This window comes from Ruegeria sp. CDSA079, from assembly GCF_059612245.1.
In genome coordinates this window covers 18394-38411 of record NZ_JBXWQF010000002.1, presented here as the reverse complement: position 1 = coordinate 38411, position 20018 = coordinate 18394, and the positions used below count along the sequence as shown (strand labels likewise).

The following is a 20018-nucleotide window of genomic DNA, read 5'->3' as shown; positions in this document are numbered from 1 at the left end:
ATCACATTGATGCGATACTATTAGGTATCATGTCAAGCTTGAAGAGGCGCTTTACATTTGTTCGCTAATTGTTCACATTTGCGAAATGGTTTTGGATTTGCAACCTGGACAGAAACTGGCGCGCGGTGTCGCACGGCACCTTGCGGCGCATGGCTTTGTTTCTGTTGAGGAATTTGTTCCGGCACGTGGCCTGCGTGTCGATGTGATGGGGTTGGGCCCCAAGGGTGAACTTTGGGTGATCGAATGCAAATCCAGCCGGGCCGATTATCAGTCAGATTCGAAATGGCAGGGCTATTTAGAGTGGTGCGACCGATTCTTCTGGGCTGTGGATACCGGGTTTCCGACCGACCTGTTGCCCGATGAAACAGGACTGATCATTGCCGATGCCTATGACGCCGAGATTGTGCGTATGGCGCCCGAAGACAAGCTTGCCCCTGCGCGACGCAAGAAGATGATCCAGAAGTTTGCAACAGATGCAGCGCGTCGTCTGCACGCACTGCGCGATCCACGATTGTGAGATCAGCCTTTCACCGCCAGGGCGGCCTGTATTGCGGCGCGGATCTCATCGGCGATTTCTTCGGCTTCTTCCGGTTCGAAATCCATCGGAATTTCCACGCCATCGGCTTCAATGAACAAGCGTACCATACCCTGATCGGTCGGACCGATTTGCAGATTTGCCTGAATGTCGCGTTCGGTGTTGATGCCCATCTGTGCCTCCGAGACTGAGCGTTCGTGCTAGCGTGCGCGGGGTTGAGAATCAAGTCACCAATGTAGTCAGATAAGATATGGATGATGTCGTTCTAAGAGCTTTCCAGCCCGATGATGCCGCTTGGCTGGTTGAACAGCATGGTGTGCTCTATGCACGTGATGAGGGGTTCGATGACAGCTTCGCGCCTTTGGTGGCACGTATCCTTGACGGCTTCATCACATCCCACGATCCCATCCGCGAAAAGGGTTGGATCGTAGAGCAAGGCGGGCAACGACTGGGCAGCATTTTTTGTGTAAGTGTCGATCAGCACACTGCCAAACTACGACTGTTTCTGGTTGTCCCCGAGGCACGTGGTAAAGGGGTGGGAAAACGGCTGCTAGAATCCTGTACAGACTTTGCTAGGGAGGCAGGATACCAGGAAATGGTTCTGTGGACCCATGAAAGTCACACGGCGGCATGTGCGCTTTATAGGGCGTTTGGCTGGGAATTAACGGGCAGCAAACCGGTGCATTCCTTTGGCGTCGATCTTGTCGAGCAAAGCTGGAAATTTCGACTTTAAGCCTCTTGCAATCCTGCGGCGCGTTCGGTACATCGCCCCTCACGAGTGCCGCCTTAGCTCAGTTGGTTAGAGCGCTGGATTGTGGATCCAGAGGTCCCCTGTTCAAGCCAGGGAGGCGGTACCACTTCTCTTAAAATTGGTTTGTTTTAGCAAGACTGCACGCGTTGAGCCGTTGGTTTGATTTTGACCGTGAGGCGACAGGCGCGCTGTGTCTCAGCGCGCCAGATTCAGCCGAAAGCGCATCTTGGTCTGTCTGGCGGCTGGAAGGTGCCGGTTCAGGCGCTTGTTGATCATGCCAAATCCCCAGACGATCACCAATGTCAGCAGGATGAAGTAGAACGCCAGAATCGGATAAGGAACGAATGGGTTGAATGTCTTGTCGGCAAAGTAGCTGGCGTAATACAGCGCGTCTCCGCGTTGTTGCCAGGCTGGGAAAGCCGAAAAGAAGACTAGTGTGGTGGCGTGGAACAGAAAGATCGCCTCGTTCGTGTACGCCGGCCATGCCAGTCGTAACATCGTCGGCCAGACGATCCGGCGGAAGCGGGCCCAGCCAGACATGCCGTAGGCATCCGCAGCCTCGATATCACCCTTGGGAATCGACCGCAGTGCGCCATAGAAGATCTCGCCTGAATAGGCGGCGGTGTTCAGGAACAGAACGATCAGCGCGCCCAACCAGGCCGAGGTGAACGCGTCAAACATCGGGTAGGATTTCTTCAGCGACAGGAAGAAGAAATAGGCAAAGAAGAACTGGATAAACAAGGGCGAGCCGCGAAACAGGAAGATGAACCATTCCGAGGGCTTGCGCAGCCATTTGTTCTGCGATGCTTTGCCAACCGCCAGGGCGGTGGCAAAAAGGAACCCGGTCGCCAGTGCCATGATACCGAAATACACGTTCCAGATCATGCCCGACCCGATCAGAGTGAACTGTTCGCACAAGGTGAAGTCGTTCTTGGGAAGCAGGCGCTCGCCAATGCCAAGAGAACGGAGGCCATAGTCATGAATGGTCTGCAAGCAGCTCATGCCGTGGTCTCCTTGCGCAGAAGTTCACCACCCGAGGTGGCTTGTCCATGCGACAGCTTACGCATCAGTTTTTCCAATCCGATCTCGGACACGCGGGTCATGCCAAGATAGAAGACAAGCAGGAACAGGAAGTACCACATGCGCCAGTCTCCGTGCGGGTATTGGGTAAACTTGGACGTCTTGGTGCCGCCCAGTTCGCGCGCCCAGTAGACGATGTCTTCGATGCCCAGCAGGAACAGCAGCGGCGTGGCTTTGATAAGCACCATCCAAAGGTTCGACAAACCGGGCAGGGCGTAGACCCACATCTGCGGCACAAGGATTCGCCAGAATGTCTGGCGACGGGACATGCCATAGGCTTCGGCGGTTTCAAGCTGTGCGTGCGGAACAGCCCGCATCCCTCCAAACAAGACGTTGGCGGCAAAGGCCCCGAAAACGATTGAGAAGGTGATGATGGCCAGGAAGAACCCATAGGTTTCATGCACCCATTCCGGGGCAGTACCCAAGGGCAGTTTGGCCGCCTGACAGACGATGAAGTCATTTCCCTGGCGGATCGAGTCGGTCCATTCCGGGCACAGGATTTTATGCCGCGTCCATTCGAATGCCTGATCCAAGGCAATGACAAAAAACAAGAAGAAAGCGATGTCCGGAACACCACGCACAATGGCGATGTATCCTTTGCCCAGCCAGCTCAGCGGTGGAAAATGCGACCGGGCTGCCATTGCCCCCATAAATCCAAACGCCAAAGCAACAGGCGCGGTCACGGCCAGTAATCCCAGCACCTTGAGAAATGACAGGTAGAAGGAAAAGTGAACACCGTTGGTCAGGTAACAAGAGAACCAACGGAGTGTTCCGAGCGTGTCAGGATCAGCGCAGTAGGAAAACATGTAGCGTCTTTCGAACGTCGTGCCCGCTTAGTTGCCGGGCGAGGTTCGGCGCAACAGGCGCGCCGAACCGCTGTTTGATGCGGTTTAGTTTGTAACGACTGAACCGTCAGCGTTGTAGGTCGGAACGCCTTCGCCAAACCATTTGCCGATCAGCTCGTTCAATGTGCCATCCGCTTTCATCGAAGTGATCGCTTCGTCGAACTTGCCACGCAGTTCGCTATCCGATTCACGGATGCCCAGACCGATACCACCGCCCAGCGGGACATCATCGCCTACGAAAACCAGCTCACCGCCCGATTCGTCGACGATCGGCACCAGAAAGTCTTTGTCAGCAAAGACGGCATCGGCTTCGCCATTGCGAACGGCTGCGATGGTTTCTTCCGGGGTTGCGAACTCGACCAGGGTTGCACCCGATTCAGCCACGTGACCGGCCTGAATGGTCGCGGTTTGCGCCGCAACGATACCGCTGGCGACATCAACGCCTTCCGCTGCGCCTACATAGGCCGAAGCCGCAGGCGGGAAGTAGTTCTGAGTAAAGTCGATGACTTCGTCACGCTCGTCGGTGATCGACATGCCCGCGATGATGGTGTCGTAGTTGCCTGAGACCAGGTTCGGGATGATCGAATCCCAGTCGTTCTTGACCCATTCGCATTCCAGGTTTGCGCGCTTGCACAGCTCGTCGCCGACCTCACGCTCGAATCCGTCAATCTCACCAGCATCGTTGATGAAGTTGTACGGAGGGTAGGCGCCCTCGGTGCCCATGCGGACCGTGTCGGCCATGGCGATACCGGCGGTCAACGCCAGTGCTGCGGTGGACAGAATCAGGTTTTTCATTGGTTACTCCCCAGTTTGGTTCTGTTTTGATTTTAAGCCGCCTGAGTGGCGGAGAGAAAGCCCCGAAGCCGTTCGGATTCGGGTGACGTAAAGATATCTTCGGGTGTGCCTTCTTCTTCGATCAAGCCCTGATGCAGGAAGACTACGTGGCTTGAAATGTCGGCAGCCATTTTCATGTCATGGGTCACGATGATCATGGTGCGCCCTTCGGCGGCCAGATCCTTGATCACCTTGATGACCTCTTGTTCAAGCTCGGGGTCCAGCGCCGAGGTTGGTTCGTCGAACAGCAGCGCCTCAGGCTCCATACACAAGCCGCGCGCAATGGCGGCACGCTGTTGCTGACCGCCGGACAATTGGGCGGGGTAGACGTCGCATTTGTCGCCGATGCCGACCTTCTCCAGATACGCGCGTGCGCTGTCTTCGACCTCGGCCCTATCTCGGCCCAGGACGGTTACGGGGGCTTCCATAACGTTCTGGAGGATGGTCAAATGCGCCCAGAGATTAAATTGCTGAAACACCATCGACAGATTGGTGCGAATGCGCAAAACCTGTTTGGAATCCGCCGGGCGGCGTCCGTGATGGGTTCCAGTCCACTGGACCGGTTCGCCCTTGAACAGAATCTCACCCTGCTGGCTGTCTTCCAGCAGATTGCAGCACCGCAGCAATGTCGATTTTCCCGACCCTGATGAGCCGATCAGCGAAACCACGTCGCCGCGATGAGCTGTGATATCCACCCCCTTCAAAACCTCGAGATGGCCGAAGCTTTTGTGAAGGTCTTTGATTTCGATGACGGGAGCGGTTTCTGTCACGGGCAATCCAGTGGTTGGTGGTGTTGGTGCGGTACTAGGGCTGAAAAAAAAGGTCAATGCAATGCGCAAAAGACAGAATCAAGACCTCAAACGCTCAAAATGACCAAATGCGTTCGACAATTTGGTCAACTGACTGAATGCAAAGCTTTTGGGGTAGGCGGGTTGGGAACAGACAGGTAATCGGCAGGTGGGATATCGATCAGTCCTCTGAGATGCAGCTGTTGCCGATCTCCTTCCTCCAGCCCGTCGATAGCCGCACGCACCGCGCGTGCAATCCGGGCGGCATCCTGCCCCTGTGCGGTAATGTAAGGCAGTGCTGGGGTCGGCGAGGTGCCTGTCAGACCTTGCAGGTGTTCACCCAGATCAGTGTGTTCTTGCAGCAGGTGCCATGTCAGCGCATCCAGCGCGGCATAATCAGCGTTCCCTATGCACACAGCCTGTGCTGACAGGGCGTGCCCACCCGTTTCCATCAGGGTCGCAGGACGCAGGTTCATCAGTTTCATATGCGCTATAGGGGCTGCCCAACCGGACTGAGACAGCGCCTCGTTATATGCAAAGGTACCGTCCGCCAGATCTTTCAGGTCACGTGTATCATCTCTGCGTGTGACGAAGACCGAGTTATAGTATCCGGCCGGGCAATCGGGCAGGTCGTAATCCGGCGTTCCCACCAGTTGGACCTGACCATGCAACCGGGTTCGGTAGGGCATCCCGCATGTCTGCGCTAGAATCAGACCCGGATCCTGCCATACGTCCCACATATTATGATCGCGGGTCAGTCGATCTGGACCAAAGCTCAGATCATCGCGTATCAGGTTCCAGAAACGATCATGAGCTGCTTGAAGCGCAGGCATGTCATACATGCCCAGCATCGCAATCACGACTTTGCAGCCCTTTGACGCGCCAAGGCCGAATCCACGTCACTCACGCCCAACAGGCTGACCACAAGGCGCAGCAATGAATCCTCTTCGCCTGTGCGATGACCGTCAGCCAATGCCACGGACCACAACGCCTGTACCACGGCAAGCCGATCCTCGTACGCGACGGCTTCCTTGATGGCGCGGGTAAAGCGAACCGTGTCTGGGGCTTCGGCCTCCAGATCTTCGGCGCGGGCGCGCAATGCGGCGCTTTCGAATGGGGACAACCCATATCGTTCTGCCGAGATACGGTCGATGCGCGCCATCTCGGTATCAGAGTAGTCATTGTCGGAACGTGCCAAACGTACCAATAGGGCCGTCAATGCAAGGCGGGCGTCATCTTCGACAAGCGGGGCGGGTTGAGGCTGCGTGAGCCTGGAAAGAAATTCACTGAACATGAGTTAGATATAGCGAGCGTCTAACTTACATCCAAGCGGCTTTGAACGCGTTCGCGTGCGGCTTGGCTGTCATTGAAGCTCAGCCCCATGGCAACGCGGGCTTCTTCGACGATCTTCATCTCGCCCTCATCCGTGCTGCCATCGGCCAGAACAACTTCCCACAATGCATCCAGCGCGGCCAGACGCTCTTTCAGGTCCGTTGTCTCCCGGATCAGCTTGCCAAAAGTGTCGGTATCGGGCGCCGCGGCATGAAGCTTTTCGCAGGTGGCCCGCACTTTGGCTGCCTCGATCGCGTTGTGCTGGTAAAGACGGGCCAGAATCTTATCGATCAGACTGATCTCTTCCAGTTTGTAATCCCGATCCGCCTGCGCCACACGCACCATAAGCGCACCCAGGGCAAGCTCGGCGTCGGGATCTGGCAGGTGTTCATGTTGAGGCGGCCTGAGCGCCTGAAGAAACTTTTTCAACATAGGATCAGGTTATTCCATATTTTGTGGCTCGCCAAGCGAAGACTACCCGTCATAGCCCCGAATGATCACAAGATCGCCGTTCAATACGGGTATGGGCAGCACTCTGATGCACCGCACAGTTAGGTTCAACCAAAAGGTGAAAAAAACTGTCTTGAAGGCAATCCCAAGCCTGTTGGGGTGATTAGCCCCGGTATTGCAGGGCGGTCTGTGCCTGCTCGGTCAGCCATTTGATCATCTGCCGGTAAGGGACAGGCCCATAGCTGATGCGCGCTACGCCCAGTTCAGCCAGCTTGGAAGAATCAGGCGTCCCAGGGAGGGCAATGATGTTCACCGGCAGATTGGTTGTTGCGCACAAACGATCAATAAGGGATTCGTCTTTCAGGCCGGGAGCAAAAAAACCACTGGCTCCGGCCGCTTCATAGGCAGCAGCGCGGGCGATGGCGTCGTCCAGCATGGCCTCATCATGGGCCTCAGCGGAAACTTTGAGAAAGAGATCCGTGCGTGCATTGACGTAAGCGGAGATGCCCGCGCTTTCGCACGCCTCACACATGGCTTCGACGCGCTTGGCCTGAACCGCCACATCATAAAGCCCCGCACCTCCGATGATCTGATCTTCGAAGTTGAAGCCAACCACACCGCAATCCAGAGCGCGCTTCACATTTTCTGAGATCCCCTGCACGTCTTCTGCATAAGCGCCTTCGAAATCCAGTGTCACCGGCAGATCGACCGCAGATACAATGCGGCGGGCGTTGTCCAAAGCGGCGTCGATCGGGATGTTTTGTCCGTCGCTGAACCCTTGAGCCATGGCAACCGGGGCGCTACCGGTCGCAATCGCCTGTGCGCCAGCATCCCGCACTGCGCCCGCGCTGCCTGCGTCCCAGATGTTGAAAAGGATGACCGGATCGCCTTTTTTGTGAAGGCTGGTGAAGGTCTTCGCGTTCTGGATCTGGTCGGTCATCGGAACTCTCCTGTTGTCGTCAGCGCAACAGTTAGCCACTTGCAAGACAGGGGAATAGAGGTTTTTCGGCCCCACACGTCACTTTGAAGAGACGACACAGGCTTTGCAGGCACGCTCCGTAGAACCTTTAGCTGCCTGTGTCGTCTGATAGGTTGGTTCGATAACCGTCAGGCTTGGTCTGCCACACCGGAGACAAATTTTGCACTGAAGTTAGAATCGCCAAGACGTTTCAGCAGGCTCAGCTGAGTTTCCAACCACTCTTTGTGCCCTTCTTCTTCCAACAGGATGCGTTCGAAGAGGGTGCGTGAGCCGACATCTCCGGCCTCAGCGGCCTGTAGCGCGGCTTTGGTATAGAAATCGACGGCTTCGGTTTCGTCCTTCAGGTCGGCAGAGAACATCTCTTCCAGAGAACCTGCTGCTGCCGGGCTTTTTTGAAACTCAAGCTCGGGTACGCCGCCAAGGAACAGAATGCGCTCAATGAACGCGTCAGAGTGGCCCAATTCTTCCTGCATCTCGCCGCGCATCTTTTCGGCCAGGATATCCAGGCCCCAATCCTCCAGCACATGGGCGTGCAGCTGGTACTGATGCGCCGCCGTCAGCTCCATATGCAGCGCTTGCTGGAGGTTTGTGATCGTTGTTGCGTTGCTCATCGGAAATCTCCTGAATCTCTGAACTGCATCCAAACTGCGAAGCAGAAACTCCGCATCCTCATACAGTTAAGAGATCAGCCCCCACAAAACAACGCGGGGGCGACAGTCCGACACAGCGGTATATCAAACCAGACGCGAAGTGTCTTTTGCTGCGCGCACGAAGTCGCGGAACAGCGGGTGCGGATCAAACGGCTTGGACTTGAGTTCCGGGTGGTACTGAACGCCGATGAACCAGGGGTGATCCGACCATTCGACAATTTCCGGCAACCGGCCATCCGGCGACATGCCCGAGAAGTTCAGGCCTGCTTTCTCAAGCTGCTCACGGTACTTGATGTCCACCTCATAGCGGTGACGGTGGCGTTCTTCGATCTGGGTGTTGCCATAGACGTCAGCAACTTTGGACCCTTCGGCCAGTACCGCGTTGTAAGCGCCCAAACGCATGGTGCCGCCTTTGTCGTCGCCGACTTTGCGTTCAACCTTGTGATTGCCCTGTACCCATTCTTTCAGGTGGTAAACCACAGGTTCAAACCGCTTTTTACCGGCCTCGTGGTCGAACTCTTCCGAGCCTGCTTCTGTGATTCCCGCCGCATTCCGAGCGGCTTCGATCACGGCCATCTGCATACCCAGACAGATACCCAGATAAGGCACCTTGTGTTCGCGCGCATACTGAGCGGCCTTGATCTTGCCTTCGGTGCCACGCTCGCCAAACCCGCCGGGTACGAGGATGGCGTGGAAGCCTTCCAGATGCGGTGCGGCGTCTTCGGTGTCGAACACCTCGGCATCGACCCACTCGACTTTCACCTTCACCCGGTTGGCCATACCGCCATGGGTCAACGCCTCGGCAATCGATTTATAGGCGTCTTCGAGCTGTGTGTATTTGCCGACGATGGCGACCTTCACTTCGCCTTCGGCGTTGTGAATACGGTCGCTGACGTCTTCCCACTTGGCCAGATCGGGTTTTGGGGCGGGGCTGATCTGGAACGCGTCCAGAACGGCCTGATCCAATCCTTCACGGTGATAGGCCAGCGGGGCGTCATAGATCGTGGAAAGGTCCTGCGCCGCGATCACGCTGTCGGGGCGGACGTTACAGAACAGGGCCAGTTTTTCGCGTTCCTTGGTCGGGATCGGACCCTCGGACCGGCACACCAGAATATCAGGGGCCAGACCAATCGAGCGCAACTCTTTCACCGAATGCTGAGTTGGTTTGGTTTTCAACTCGCCTGAGGCTTTGATGAATGGCAGCAGCGTCAGATGCATGAAAAGACATTGCCCGCGCGGTTTGTCCTGACTGAACTGACGGATGGCTTCAAAGAAGGGCAGGCCTTCGATATCGCCGACGGTGCCGCCAATCTCACACAGCATGAAATCAACCTCATCCTCGCCAATGGCGATGAAGTCCTTGATCTCGTTGGTGACGTGCGGGATGACCTGAATGGTCTTGCCAAGGTAATCACCACGGCGCTCTTTCTCGAGCACATTCGAATAAATGCGCCCCGAACTGACCGAGTCGGTCTTGCGGGCGGCCACACCGGTGAAACGTTCATAGTGGCCAAGGTCCAGATCGGTTTCGGCCCCATCGTCGGTGACGAACACTTCGCCATGTTCAAACGGCGACATCGTGCCAGGATCGACGTTCAGATAGGGGTCCAGTTTGCGCAGGCGTACCGAGTATCCCCGCGCCTGCAACAGTGCACCCAAAGCCGCCGAAGCCAGTCCTTTGCCCAAGGACGAAACCACACCACCAGTGATGAAAATAAAACGCGCCATAGTTTTTCGGCTGCTCCCGTGAGACGTCAAAATCAGCTGCCCGGCGGTTCCGAAAAACCGCTGCACCACGGGACTTCACATATAAAGGATTCGCGCCAATAGCGCAAGAGAACCGCAAGATGCTGTTGCAGTTCTCTTTCTGGTTTCTAGGTTTTGTGGATCAGTCCGCCTGCGGGATCAGTGGCGCGTTGTCGCCCTGTGTCGGCGGCAGAAGGTCATCTGCCGACGGAATCGCCGGAGTGCTTTCTTCGGTCGAAGCCGGCGCCTGACCACCCAGACGATCAATCACCGAGCTGCCCGAGGACTTCTGAGCGGCCAGAATGGTCAGCGTGACCGAAGTCACGATGAAGCACGCAGCCAGAATCCATGTCACCTTGCCCAAAGCGGTTGCCGCTGCACGGCCTGTCATGGCGCCACCGCCGCCACCGCCCATACCAAGGCCACCGCCTTCGGACCGCTGCATCAGAACAACGGCAATCAGGCCCAAGGCCAACAGAAGGTGGATGATGAGAACGACGTTTTCCATGGTGGTCCTGTACAGCGTGACGTGTATCGCGAGGTACTTATGCAAGTTTGCCAGCGGGGGCAAGTCAGGAGTTCGCATCACGACGCGTGATGTATCATATCACGGTAAAGGGACTGGACAGAACGCCGTAGCGTAACGCAGGCTGCGGCCCATGCCACATGACGATCACGACCACCCGCACGCTTTACTGCCGCCGGAACCTGTTTTGCGAGTAAAGGCACTGGAAACGATTCTGACCCGCAAAGGGCTGATCAACCCGGCGGCACTGGATGAAATCATTGACACTTATCAGAACAGGATTGGCCCACAGAACGGTACGCGCGTCGTTGCCAAAGCGTGGAGCGACCCGGCTTTCAAGGCGGCCTTGCTGGAAAACGCCACGCCTGTGGTGGCTGATCTTGGCTATTATGGTCGGCAGGGTGAACATATGGTTGTTGTCGAGAACACGCCAGCCCAGCACAACATGGTCGTCTGCACCTTGTGCAGCTGCTACCCGTGGCCGTTGTTGGGTATCCCGCCCGGCTGGTACAAGTCGGACGCCTACCGGGCCCGAGCCGTGCGCGAACCGCGCAAAGTGCTGGCTGAATTCGGCGTCACCCTGGTCGAGGGCACTTCGGTGCGGGTCTGGGATTCGACCGCCGAGATTCGCTACCTCGTTCTGCCGATGCGTCCCGAAGGCACAGATGGGTTGAGTGAAGACAAACTTGCCGCGCTGGTTACACGCGACAGTATGATCGGCACCGGCCTTCCCAGGGTGCCCTCATGACGCGCGTTCATGACATGGGGGGGCGTTTTGGGGATGGGCCGATAAACCCTGAAGCAGAAGACGCGCCGGTTTTTGCCGAGGAGTGGCACGCTCGAGCCTTGGCAGTGACACTCGCGTCCGGGTTTCTGGGGCAGTGGAACATTGATGTATCCCGCCATGCGCGCGAACGGCTGTCACCCAAGGATTACACGCGGTTTTCGTATTATGAGAAATGGATCTCGGGGCTGACCGATTTGTTGGTCGAGAACGGAGTATTGACCCTTGAAGATCTGCGTGGTGGTGGAGAGAACGAACCGCACCCGCTGGCTGACAAAATGCTGAAAGCGGAAGCTGTGTCCGCGGCATTGGCGAAAGGTGGTCCTGCAGACAGGCCCTCAAACATCGCGGTGCGCTATTCTGTTGGGCAAGAGGTTGTCACGACTCGGCGTGCAGCGAATCGCCTTGTAGACGGCGGCCATACACGCCTGCCGATCTATGCATCTGGCGCCAAGGGGCGCATCTTACGCCTGCACGGAACCCATGTTCTGCCCGATTCCAATGCGCATGGGTTAGGCGAAGCGCCTGAACCGATCTTTGCGGTGGTTTTCCCGGCGTCGGAACTATGGTCTAGCCCTGAACACCCTGATGACGAAGTGGTGCTGGATCTGTGGCAAAGCTATCTGGAGCCGGCATGAGCGATTGCATCACCCACAGCGCACCTGAGCCTGTCTTCGCTGAACCCTGGCACGCGCAGGTCTTTGCCGTCACAGTTGCGTTGAACGAGGCAGGGCGGTTTGACTGGTCTGACTGGGCGGCACGTTTTTCGGACACACTTAAACGCAATGGCCTTGATCGGGAACTGGATGGTGGCGATGACTATTTCCATGCTTGGCTGGAAACGCTTGAGTGTTTGCTGGCCGATCAAGGCACCGCTCTACCGCAGGATGTGAAAGACCTGCATCATGCGTGGGAAGAGGCTTATCTGACGACACCCCACGGGCAACCGGTGCATTTGCGATAATGTTGGGGAGGGGCTCTGCCCCCACCGCCCATTCGGGCGACTCCCCGGGATATTTCCAGCCAGATGAAACAGGGGATCCTTTCTTCATCTGGCTTCAAATATCCCCACCGGAGGCATTGCGCGTTCGCGCGATTTTCATCTGCGGCGAAATATCGGTTTCCCTGCCGTTTGCGCCCCGCTATACGAGCCGGGTTTGGTAATTCAGCACAAAAGGACCGGATATGGCCAACGTGGTTGTTGTCGGCGCCCAGTGGGGTGACGAAGGAAAAGGCAAGATCGTCGACTGGCTCAGCGAACGGGCGGACGTGATCGCGCGTTTTCAGGGCGGGCATAATGCCGGTCACACGCTGGTCATTGACGGGGAAGTCTACAAACTGAACGCGTTACCATCGGGTGTCGTGCGCGGCGGCAAGCTGAGCGTCATCGGCAACGGTGTTGTGCTAGACCCCTGGCATCTGGTCGGGGAAATCGCTTCGATCCGCGAGCAGGGTGTCGAGATCAGTCCGGAAACACTGATGATCGCTGAAAACACACCGCTGATTCTGCCCATTCATGGTGAGCTGGACCGCGCACGTGAAGAAGCCGCGAGCAAAGGCACCAAAATCGGAACCACTGGTCGCGGTATTGGGCCGGCTTACGAGGACAAGGTTGGCCGTCGGTCCGTTCGTGTTGCTGATCTGGCTGACGAAGCGACGCTTGAGGCACGTGTCGACCGCGCGTTGCAGCACCATGATCCGCTGCGCAAGGGGTTGGGGATTGAACCAGTTGACCGCGATGGGCTGATCGCTCAGTTGAAAGAGATCGCGCAGCAGATTCTGCCGTTCGCGGCACCCGTCTGGAAAGTGTTGAACGAAAAACGCAAAGCCGGCAAACGTATCCTGTTTGAAGGCGCGCAAGGTGCATTGCTGGACATCGACTTCGGAACTTATCCGTTTGTGACATCTTCGAACGTGATCGCCGGGCAGGCGGCGACAGGTGTGGGTATTGGACCGGGATCTGTGGATTTCGTGTTGGGCATCGTAAAAGCCTATACCACTCGTGTGGGTGAGGGGCCGTTCCCGACCGAGCTGGACGATGATGATGGTCTGCGCCTCGGAACCCGTGGGCATGAGTTCGGCACCGTCACGGGCCGCAAACGTCGCTGTGGTTGGTTCGATGCGTGTCTGGTGCGGCAAACCTGCGCGACCAGCGGTGTAAACGGCATCTCGCTGACCAAGCTCGATGTTCTGGACGGCTTTGAAACGCTGAAAATCTGCACGGGGTATGAACTGGACGGCGAACGTTTGGATTATCTGCCCACGGCAGCTGACCAGCAGGCGCGTTGTACCCCGATCTACGAAGAAATGCCTGGTTGGAGCGAATCGACCGAAGGCGCGCGCAGTTGGGCCGATCTGCCTGCCAACGCGATCAAGTATGTGCGACGGGTCGAAGAACTGATCGAATGCCCCGTGGCGCTTCTGTCCACCAGCCCGGAGCGGGACGACACCATTCTGGTGACCGACCCCTTTGCTGACTGATGACCGAGGAAAACAAACCAGGTCTAAGCTATAAGGCGCGCCGCCGGTGGTCGCTGGTGATCCTTGTTGTTGGACTGCCACTTTATATTGTGGCGGTGGTGACAGTTGTGAACTGGCTGGAGCGCCCCCCGATCTGGGTGGAGCTTCTGGTCTATATCGTTCTTGGCATTCTTTGGGCTCTGCCGTTCAAGTTCGTGTTTCGCGGCGTCGGGAAAGAAGACCCGGATCAGTCCTGAGCCTGTTGTGAAGTTTACACATGGTTTGGCCAGCTTAGCACTGCGCGCGTAAACGCGCGGTACTCGCTTGTGATTTCTTTCGCCATGCTGAAGGGGGTCGGCCATGGGGTGGTCAGAGTAGCCTCAACCTGACCTGGCACAAGTGCTAGCTCTGCATTGTGTTTCTCGGCCAGGCGTCGCATTTTTTGATTGGTTGCAAGGCATAGCATGTGAACTTCTCTGACCCCTCTGTTTTGAGCTACCGTAATGAGGCGTGACAACAAAGCATCCCCAATCCCCTGATCCTGCCAAACTTTTTCGACAGTAAAGGCGGCTTCCGCGGCGTGGTGTTTATGATCAGGTATCAAACGCAACTCTCCTACACCACGCAGGCAAGAATCCGGAAAGGCTCCGAATATCAATGCTGCGTTCGCAAACATGTTGGAAATGTAGTGTCGCAATCCCTCAGGCTGAACAGGTGTACCAAAGCGTGACAACAAAACATCTTCATCCAAGCTGTTGAAATGGTTTGTAACTAAGGCTTGGTCGTATTTTCGAAGTCGGCGAATTATGACGTCTTGCATAGCGTTTCCTCTGTCTGAAACGGGCATGATGACGAGATTTCTGCCGTAAGAGTATATCACAATTCTGCACTGCAGCATAAATTGTTGGTTGACGCTGCCTAAAAAGTTTTTCCAACTCGCCTTTCCGTGGGAGCGACAAAAAAGGGCCGGGGTTTACCCGGCCCTGCTTGTCTGTTGGCGCGTCACTTAACCAACTGCGCGCTCATCATCTGGACGGAAGCCGATCAGGTTGGATGCGGCGAACCGGCCACCGCCAGCTTTTTCGATTTTTCCATCGCGCAGCAGCTGACCGAATGAACGCAGGCTTTCTTCGCGATTGAACTCATCCTGTTTCAATGAGCGGACCTTGTTCATCAGCTGCGGACGAGAGAACTGTTCCTGGCCTTCGATGAAGGAAAGATAGGCAGCGGCTGCTTCCAGAAGGTCGGGCAGCGATTGCGCGCCCTGGTCCTGTGCAAACTGTGCAAAGCCGCCTTCTTCCGATCCGGTATCGTCCAAATCCGAGGTTACGCGGCGCGGCATAACCGGTCCGGTTGGTTGGCTTTGGTCGTCAACACGCTGCTCTGCCACCAGTTTAAGCGGGGCAGGTGCATCCGTTTCCGGGCGTGCACTTGTCACCTTCACCTCGGGGCGGCGGGGGCTGACTACGGATTCAAGGTCGCCGCGATATTCCTCATCCTTCGAGGACGCAGTGGCGTTGTCATCAAGTTCGGCTTCGGTCGCTGCAACGGCTGTGCGCAGGTGCGAATAGGTTTCCCGCGCATCGCTGCTGGACGGGTCGTCCATATGTTCGCCTGTTTTGGCCATCAGACGCAGAACGTCCTGATCGGGATCTGCATCGTCGGTCAGCCTCTGGCTGGAACGAACGGCAAAACTGTCTTCGATATCGGAAATCTCGCTCAGCAGGTTTTCTTCATCCTCAGCGGTCAACATGCCCTGCTTAAGATCTTCATCCGCGTCATCTGCGACCTCGTCCGCAGTTTCGATGGCCACATCTTCGACGTTAAGGATGTTCGGGATGTCCTCTTCGTCAAATTCGTCCTCAGTTTCCTGTTCCACGTCCGCAAGCAGTTCTTCGGCGGGAAGCTGCTCCATTTCCGAAGTGTCTTCCAGATCGTCAACTTGCACGTGCTCGGGGGTCAGAGGCACGGGCAAATCGTCGGTTTCGAACGTTAGGATTTCGTCGGCTTCGGTGTCCTGTGCTTCGGTAGGGGCTTCGGCGGTCAGGTCATCTGTTTCTTCAGCTTCAGGTTCATCGACAACATATTCTTGCGTTTCTTCGGCCTTGGGTTCTTCGGGTTCAGCAAAGTCCTCAGCGTTGAGAGCACCGGCTTCAAACGCTGCCGCAACAGCGTCAACAGGGGGCTGGGGGTTGGTCAGCAGCGAAGTATCCTCGTCTTCGGAATAGGCTGCGGGTGGAACGTCTGAATGAGAAACAACGGCCCGAATGCGCTGCAGCTTTGCGGCGATGCTGTCGGCTTCCGGAGGAGGAGTGTCTCCAACTGGTTCCGCCTCTGCGAAGCTGGTTTCGGCCGGGCTTGGCTGTCCGTGAGTCGGCGCGGTTGCAGCGGACATCACGGCTGCTGCTTGCGGGGCTGGATCCTGATGGGTGACAGTTGCAGCGGTTGCGGGCGTCTGAGTCGCGCGCAGCAAAAGGCCGGTGTCGTTTTGACTGGCTTCAACGCGCTGCGACGCGTCGCGCCGGGCTATGTGGGCCAGCATCTCGGCATCAGGTTGAGGGGGTTCCGAGCCGAAATAGCGGTCATCCGCTGCAAGATCGCGAAAATACTCGGCGATGGCTTTCATCGTCTCAAAGGAATCGTCAAATCCTTCCAAAGTGCAGGAGAAGGTTCCGTAAGAAACTGTCAATACCTTGTTATTCTGTACCATCAGACGCACGTCCTTTACAAACTACGAGAGCCAACTTACCCGGAATCGGGAGCACACATCGGCTCTGAACATCCTGCATGAATCTATCATTTTGTGGTCTTAATGTGTCCAAAACCGGGAAATATGACCAATCTTAGTAAATTCGAGCCAATTGTACGCTCTAATGATCCAATTGGGTTGTTTGGAGGGGGATTTGTCGGGCCTGATGACCTGAATCTGGTGCTGAGCCGCGTCAAGTCCGTCGTTGCGGCCGATGGTGGAGCATCTGTTTTAACAGAATCAGGTCATATCCCCGATGCTGTCATCGGAGACTTCGATTCGCTGGATGCCGAGGCCAAGGCAAAAATACCGTCGGAGCGGCTTTTTCCGATCCGCGAACAAGACAGCACCGATTTCGACAAGGCGCTGCGCAGCGTGCAGAGCCCGGTGATCTTGGGAGCAGGTTTTCTGGGGGGGCGGCTGGATCATCAGCTTGCGGTTTTGAATACCCTGATCCGAAGGCAGCATCAGACGTGCATTCTGCTGGGCGAGGATGAGGTGGTCTTTCACGCACCCCCCCGGATTTGCTTGCCAGTTGACCCCGGGGACGTGGTATCGCTGTTTTCAATGCGCTTGGTGACCGGCCGCAGCACCGGGTTGGAGTGGCCAATTGATGGGTTGCAGTTCGAACCGGACGGTCAGATGGGGACGTCCAACCGTGCGCTGGCCGAGGTTGAACTGCAAATGGACGGGCCGGGACTTTTGGTCATGATCCCGCGTGCCGCGCTGGACCCGCTTATGCGGGTGTTTCTGTCGGGGCAGACCGGGCGGTGGCCCGTTCGCGCAGAATAACGTAGAGCCCTGCGGCGATTGTGATGGCGATTCCTATCGCTGCAAGTCCGTCTGGCAGGTCGCTGAAGATCATCCAGCCGATCAGCGTTGCAACAGGGATTTCCAGATATTGCATCGGAGCCAGTGTGGCAGCGGGCGCATAGCGCAAGGACCATGTCATCAGCAAATGGGCAATCGTGCCCAACGCCCCAATCGCAAACAGCAGCCAGTACATGTCAGGACCGGGTAAGATCACTGAGATCTCCCAGACATCCAGCTGCGTACCGACCAGCAGAACCGGGGCCAATATGAGCGTGGCAAAAACACCCGAGACAGCCTGCAAAGACACAGGATCGGTCTCTTTCGCGATTTGCCGAGTGACCAGCATGAACAAGGCAAAGACAACAGCGACGATCAGGGGCAGCAGGGCGGGGGCGCCAACCTCGGCAAAGCTGGGTTGGATGACCAGCAACGTGCCCGCGAACCCAACGATACATGCAGCCAGGCGGCGTATGCCAACTTCTTCCCCGAGAACGAACTTGCCCAGCAGCAGCATAATGAAGGGCATGACAAAGGCGATTGCGATGGCGTCGGCCAGTGGCAGAAACTTCAACGCGCTGAACATGGCCGTGATCCCGACGATGTGCAGCAGCGTGCGGATCACCGTCAGGCGCAGGATGCGCCCGCTCATCCGCCAGGGCCGCCCAGTCAAAACAATCAGAGGGATCAGAATCAGGGCCTGCGCAGCAAAGCGAACTGTTACCAGCAAGCCCAACGGGGTGGTCTCGCCCAACAGCTTGGCCATCGCGTCGCCCAATGGGGCGAGGACACAAAAACCAAGCATCAAGACGATGCCAAAGACGGGGCGATCGTGGGTCATGTCGGCGACGCTATCCGTTTCACGTCACAGGAGAAAGGTCCGATGTCACGCATCGGGCAGTGGCTGAACCTTTGTGTAATCCGGCCCGATGCAAGTGGGCAGACCATCATCAAGATGAAGCCAGCTCAGCTTTTCTTCATACGCCACATGGAGAGTGGGCGTCAGAGCCTCGGGGTTTTCCAATGTCGCGACATACAGGTGCTGCACACCCGACATCTTCGTCGAACGGAATGAGATCGGTGTGCCGCAATGAGGGCAAAAGCTGCGCTCAACGCCCGGAGAAGAGTTGAAGCGCTTGGGGTCCTCTCCGGTCCAGCGCCATTGCCCGTCGCGGACCGCGAAATAGGTGGTCATCGGAGCGGCGCATTGGCGTCGGCAGCTGTCGCAATGACAGCTGACGCAGGACAGGGGCGCAGAGTCGATTTCGTATTTGATTTTACCGCACAGGCAATGTCCACGCATATCGACCCTCTCCTGGTCTCCTTCAGCAGTTTGGCACGTTCACAGCCAATCCGCCAAGCGAGGTTTCCTTGTACCTTTCGTGCATGTCATACCCGGTCTGACGCATGGTCTCGATTACCGAATCCAAAGGCACGAAATGCTGACCGTCCCCGCGCAAGGAAAGTGACGCGGCAGAAACTGCCTTGATGGCACCCAGCCCGTTCCGCTCGATACAGGGTACCTGAACCAGCCCGGCGACGGGATCGCAGGTCATGCCCAGGTGATGCTCCAGCGCGATTTCGGCGGCGTTCTCTACCTGTTCAGGCGTTCCGCCCATTACGGCGCAAAGCCCGGCAGCAGCCATGGCGGCTGCGCTGCCGACCTCGGCCTGACATCCCGCTTCGGCCCCCGAGATCGAGGCGTTGTACTTCACCAACCCGCCGATGGCGGCTGCGGTCAGCAGGAAGTCCTCGATATGGCTTTCCGAGGCACCGGGCACGTGGTCGAGGTAATAACGCAGCACCGCAGGCAGAACACCTGCCGCACCGTTGGTAGGTGCGGTGACGACCTGCCCACCGGCTGCGTTTTCTTCGTTTACCGCCATCGCGTACACGCTCATCCAGTCGTTGATCGTATGCGGCGCGGTCAGGTTCATGCCGCGTTCAGCCATCAGGGCGTCATAAATGCCCTTGGCGCGGCGGCGCACTTTCAACCCGCCCGGCAGAATGCCGTCTGTGGTCAATCCGCGTTCGATGCAGGCGTTCATGACTTCCCACAGGCGCGCTGAGCCTTTGGCAAAACTGTCAGCACAGCCCCGCGCGATTTCATTTTCGCGCTTCATTCCGGCAATGCTCTTGCCGCTGGATTTTGCCATCTCCAGCATTTCCACGGCTGATTTGAATGGGAACGGCACCGGTGCGCCTTCATTGGTTGCTTTTCCCTCGGCCAGTTCTTCCTCGGTCAGGACAAATCCGCCGCCGACGGAATAGAAAACCTGCCGCAGGATAACGTCGCCCTGTGCGTCCGTCGCCATCAGGATCATGCCGTTGGCGTGTCCGGGCAGAGTGTTGTCATAGTCGAAAATCAGGTCGGTCTTGGGGTCGAATTGAAGCGACGGCAAGCCTTCTGGCGTAACCGTATGCGTACGGGTGATTTCCGTCAGCGCAGCCTCGGCTTTGGCGTTGTCATAGGTGTCCGGTACAAAACCGGCCAAGCCAAGGATGGTCGCCCGGTCGGTTGCGTGACCCACGCCGGTAAAGGCCAGTGAACCGTGCAATGACCCCTTGAGACCCGAAAAATCAAACGGCGACGCACGCATCATATCCAGAAAGCGTGCGGCAGCCACCATGGGGCCCATAGTGTGAGAAGAGGACGGGCCGATGCCCACTTTGAACATATCGAAAACAGAGAGGAACAT

At 57.0% G+C, this 20018-nt stretch carries 25 protein-coding genes and 1 tRNA gene; 9 read left to right on the top strand and 17 right to left on the bottom strand.

The window, feature by feature from the left end; all coding sequences use genetic code 11:
- Positions 1-85: 85 nt before the first annotated feature.
- Positions 86-517 (top strand): MmcB family DNA repair protein, encoded by a 432-nt coding sequence (locus AC2FJZ_RS02270; protein ID WP_496775935.1) that lies wholly within the window; start codon positions 86-88, stop codon positions 515-517.
- A gap of 2 nt (positions 518-519) precedes the next feature.
- Here AC2FJZ_RS02270 and AC2FJZ_RS02265 read toward each other — a convergent pair whose 3' ends face one another.
- Positions 520-708: a DUF6324 family protein gene (locus AC2FJZ_RS02265; protein WP_050602678.1), complete on the bottom strand. Its 189-nt coding sequence runs from the start codon at positions 706-708 to the stop codon at positions 520-522.
- 77 nt (positions 709-785) lie between these two features.
- On the opposite strand from AC2FJZ_RS02265, the gene AC2FJZ_RS02260 reads away from it, so the two are divergent.
- Both AC2FJZ_RS02260 and AC2FJZ_RS02255 read left to right on the top strand, forming a co-directional pair.
- Positions 786-1268: a GNAT family N-acetyltransferase gene (locus AC2FJZ_RS02260; protein ID WP_496667942.1), complete on the top strand. Its 483-nt coding sequence runs from the start codon at positions 786-788 to the stop codon at positions 1266-1268.
- A 47-nt stretch (positions 1269-1315) separates the two neighbouring features.
- A tRNA-His gene (locus tag AC2FJZ_RS02255) sits at positions 1316-1392 on the top strand.
- A gap of 89 nt (positions 1393-1481) precedes the next feature.
- Here the strand turns inward: AC2FJZ_RS02255 and AC2FJZ_RS02250 are convergent.
- The 11 genes from AC2FJZ_RS02250 to secG all read right to left on the bottom strand — a co-directional run bounded on the left by AC2FJZ_RS02250 (position 1482) and on the right by secG (position 10498).
- A complete protein-coding gene (locus tag AC2FJZ_RS02250) occupies positions 1482-2288 on the bottom strand; it encodes an ABC transporter permease (RefSeq protein ID WP_050602671.1) in 807 nt (268 codons plus the stop codon).
- Positions 2285-3172, bottom strand: a complete 888-nt coding sequence (locus AC2FJZ_RS02245) for an ABC transporter permease (RefSeq protein WP_496775934.1) — start codon at positions 3170-3172, stop codon at positions 2285-2287. The genes AC2FJZ_RS02250 and AC2FJZ_RS02245 overlap by 4 nt, the downstream gene beginning before the upstream one ends.
- 84 nt (positions 3173-3256) lie before the next feature.
- Complete coding sequence (locus tag AC2FJZ_RS02240) at positions 3257-4006, bottom strand: transporter substrate-binding domain-containing protein (protein ID WP_496667944.1); 750 nt, start codon at positions 4004-4006, stop codon at positions 3257-3259.
- Positions 4007-4038: 32 nt separating this feature from the next.
- On the bottom strand, positions 4039-4815 hold the full coding sequence (locus AC2FJZ_RS02235; RefSeq protein ID WP_050603008.1) for an ABC transporter ATP-binding protein: 777 nt from the start codon (positions 4813-4815) through the stop codon (positions 4039-4041).
- A 125-nt stretch (positions 4816-4940) separates the two neighbouring features.
- Positions 4941-5684 (bottom strand): phosphate/phosphite/phosphonate ABC transporter substrate-binding protein, encoded by a 744-nt coding sequence (locus AC2FJZ_RS02230; protein ID WP_496776123.1) that lies wholly within the window; start codon positions 5682-5684, stop codon positions 4941-4943.
- Between the two features lie 5 nt (positions 5685-5689).
- Positions 5690-6127, bottom strand: coding sequence for a tellurite resistance TerB family protein (locus AC2FJZ_RS02225; protein WP_050602667.1), 438 nt, complete (start codon positions 6125-6127; stop codon positions 5690-5692).
- Between the two features lie 20 nt (positions 6128-6147).
- Entirely contained in the window at positions 6148-6597 is a 450-nt protein-coding gene (locus tag AC2FJZ_RS02220; RefSeq protein ID WP_050602666.1) for a tellurite resistance TerB family protein, read from the bottom strand.
- Positions 6598-6778: 181 nt separating this feature from the next.
- Positions 6779-7555, bottom strand: a complete 777-nt coding sequence (locus AC2FJZ_RS02215) for an isocitrate lyase/PEP mutase family protein (RefSeq protein ID WP_496775933.1) — start codon at positions 7553-7555, stop codon at positions 6779-6781.
- Positions 7556-7722: 167 nt separating this feature from the next.
- Complete coding sequence (locus tag AC2FJZ_RS02210) at positions 7723-8205, bottom strand: bacterioferritin (protein ID WP_050602664.1); 483 nt, start codon at positions 8203-8205, stop codon at positions 7723-7725.
- Positions 8206-8328: 123 nt separating this feature from the next.
- Positions 8329-9972, bottom strand: a complete 1644-nt coding sequence (gene pyrG / locus AC2FJZ_RS02205) for a CTP synthase (protein ID WP_496667947.1) — start codon at positions 9970-9972, stop codon at positions 8329-8331.
- Between the two features lie 160 nt (positions 9973-10132).
- Positions 10133-10498: a preprotein translocase subunit SecG gene (gene secG, locus AC2FJZ_RS02200; RefSeq protein ID WP_496775932.1), complete on the bottom strand. Its 366-nt coding sequence runs from the start codon at positions 10496-10498 to the stop codon at positions 10133-10135.
- Positions 10499-10649: 151 nt separating this feature from the next.
- Between secG and nthA the strand changes: the two genes are divergently transcribed.
- The 5 genes from nthA to AC2FJZ_RS02175 all read left to right on the top strand — a co-directional run bounded on the left by nthA (position 10650) and on the right by AC2FJZ_RS02175 (position 14017).
- The gene (nthA, locus tag AC2FJZ_RS02195) at positions 10650-11264 is read left to right on the top strand and encodes a nitrile hydratase subunit alpha (RefSeq protein WP_496775931.1); all 615 of its coding nucleotides are present in this window, start codon (positions 10650-10652) and stop codon (positions 11262-11264) included.
- Entirely contained in the window at positions 11261-11938 is a 678-nt protein-coding gene (nthB, locus tag AC2FJZ_RS02190) for a nitrile hydratase subunit beta (RefSeq protein WP_496775930.1), read from the top strand. The genes nthA and nthB overlap by 4 nt, the downstream gene beginning before the upstream one ends.
- A complete protein-coding gene (locus AC2FJZ_RS02185; RefSeq protein WP_496775929.1) occupies positions 11935-12264 on the top strand; it encodes a nitrile hydratase accessory protein in 330 nt (109 codons plus the stop codon). The genes nthB and AC2FJZ_RS02185 overlap by 4 nt, the downstream gene beginning before the upstream one ends.
- 221 nt (positions 12265-12485) lie before the next feature.
- Positions 12486-13781, top strand: coding sequence for an adenylosuccinate synthase (locus tag AC2FJZ_RS02180; RefSeq protein WP_496667952.1), 1296 nt, complete (start codon positions 12486-12488; stop codon positions 13779-13781).
- A complete protein-coding gene (locus AC2FJZ_RS02175) occupies positions 13781-14017 on the top strand; it encodes a DUF2842 domain-containing protein (protein WP_050602657.1) in 237 nt (78 codons plus the stop codon). The genes AC2FJZ_RS02180 and AC2FJZ_RS02175 overlap by 1 nt, the downstream gene beginning before the upstream one ends.
- Positions 14018-14031: 14 nt before the next feature.
- Here the strand turns inward: AC2FJZ_RS02175 and AC2FJZ_RS02170 are convergent, their stop codons facing one another.
- Both AC2FJZ_RS02170 and AC2FJZ_RS02165 read right to left on the bottom strand, forming a co-directional pair.
- On the bottom strand, positions 14032-14580 hold the full coding sequence (locus AC2FJZ_RS02170) for a GNAT family N-acetyltransferase (RefSeq protein ID WP_172677853.1): 549 nt from the start codon (positions 14578-14580) through the stop codon (positions 14032-14034).
- Positions 14581-14766: 186 nt separating this feature from the next.
- Entirely contained in the window at positions 14767-16470 is a 1704-nt protein-coding gene (locus AC2FJZ_RS02165; protein WP_496775928.1) for a hypothetical protein, read from the bottom strand.
- A 123-nt stretch (positions 16471-16593) separates the two neighbouring features.
- Here AC2FJZ_RS02165 and AC2FJZ_RS02160 point away from each other — a divergent pair, with 123 nt between their 5' ends.
- Positions 16594-17301, top strand: coding sequence for a thiamine diphosphokinase (locus AC2FJZ_RS02160; protein WP_496775927.1), 708 nt, complete (start codon positions 16594-16596; stop codon positions 17299-17301).
- Here AC2FJZ_RS02160 and AC2FJZ_RS02155 read toward each other — a convergent pair.
- From AC2FJZ_RS02155 to AC2FJZ_RS02145, 3 genes are read right to left on the bottom strand one after another with little or no spacing between them, the layout of a single operon-like run.
- Entirely contained in the window at positions 17246-18160 is a 915-nt protein-coding gene (locus AC2FJZ_RS02155; protein ID WP_496775926.1) for a DMT family transporter, read from the bottom strand. The two genes, AC2FJZ_RS02160 and AC2FJZ_RS02155, sit on opposite strands and share 56 nt — an antisense overlap.
- 45 nt (positions 18161-18205) lie before the next feature.
- Entirely contained in the window at positions 18206-18622 is a 417-nt protein-coding gene (locus AC2FJZ_RS02150) for a GFA family protein (RefSeq protein WP_083445178.1), read from the bottom strand.
- A gap of 22 nt (positions 18623-18644) precedes the next feature.
- Positions 18645-20018 carry an L-serine ammonia-lyase gene (locus AC2FJZ_RS02145; RefSeq protein ID WP_496775925.1) on the bottom strand — a complete coding sequence of 458 codons (1374 nt, stop codon included), beginning with the start codon at positions 20016-20018 and terminating at the stop codon, positions 18645-18647.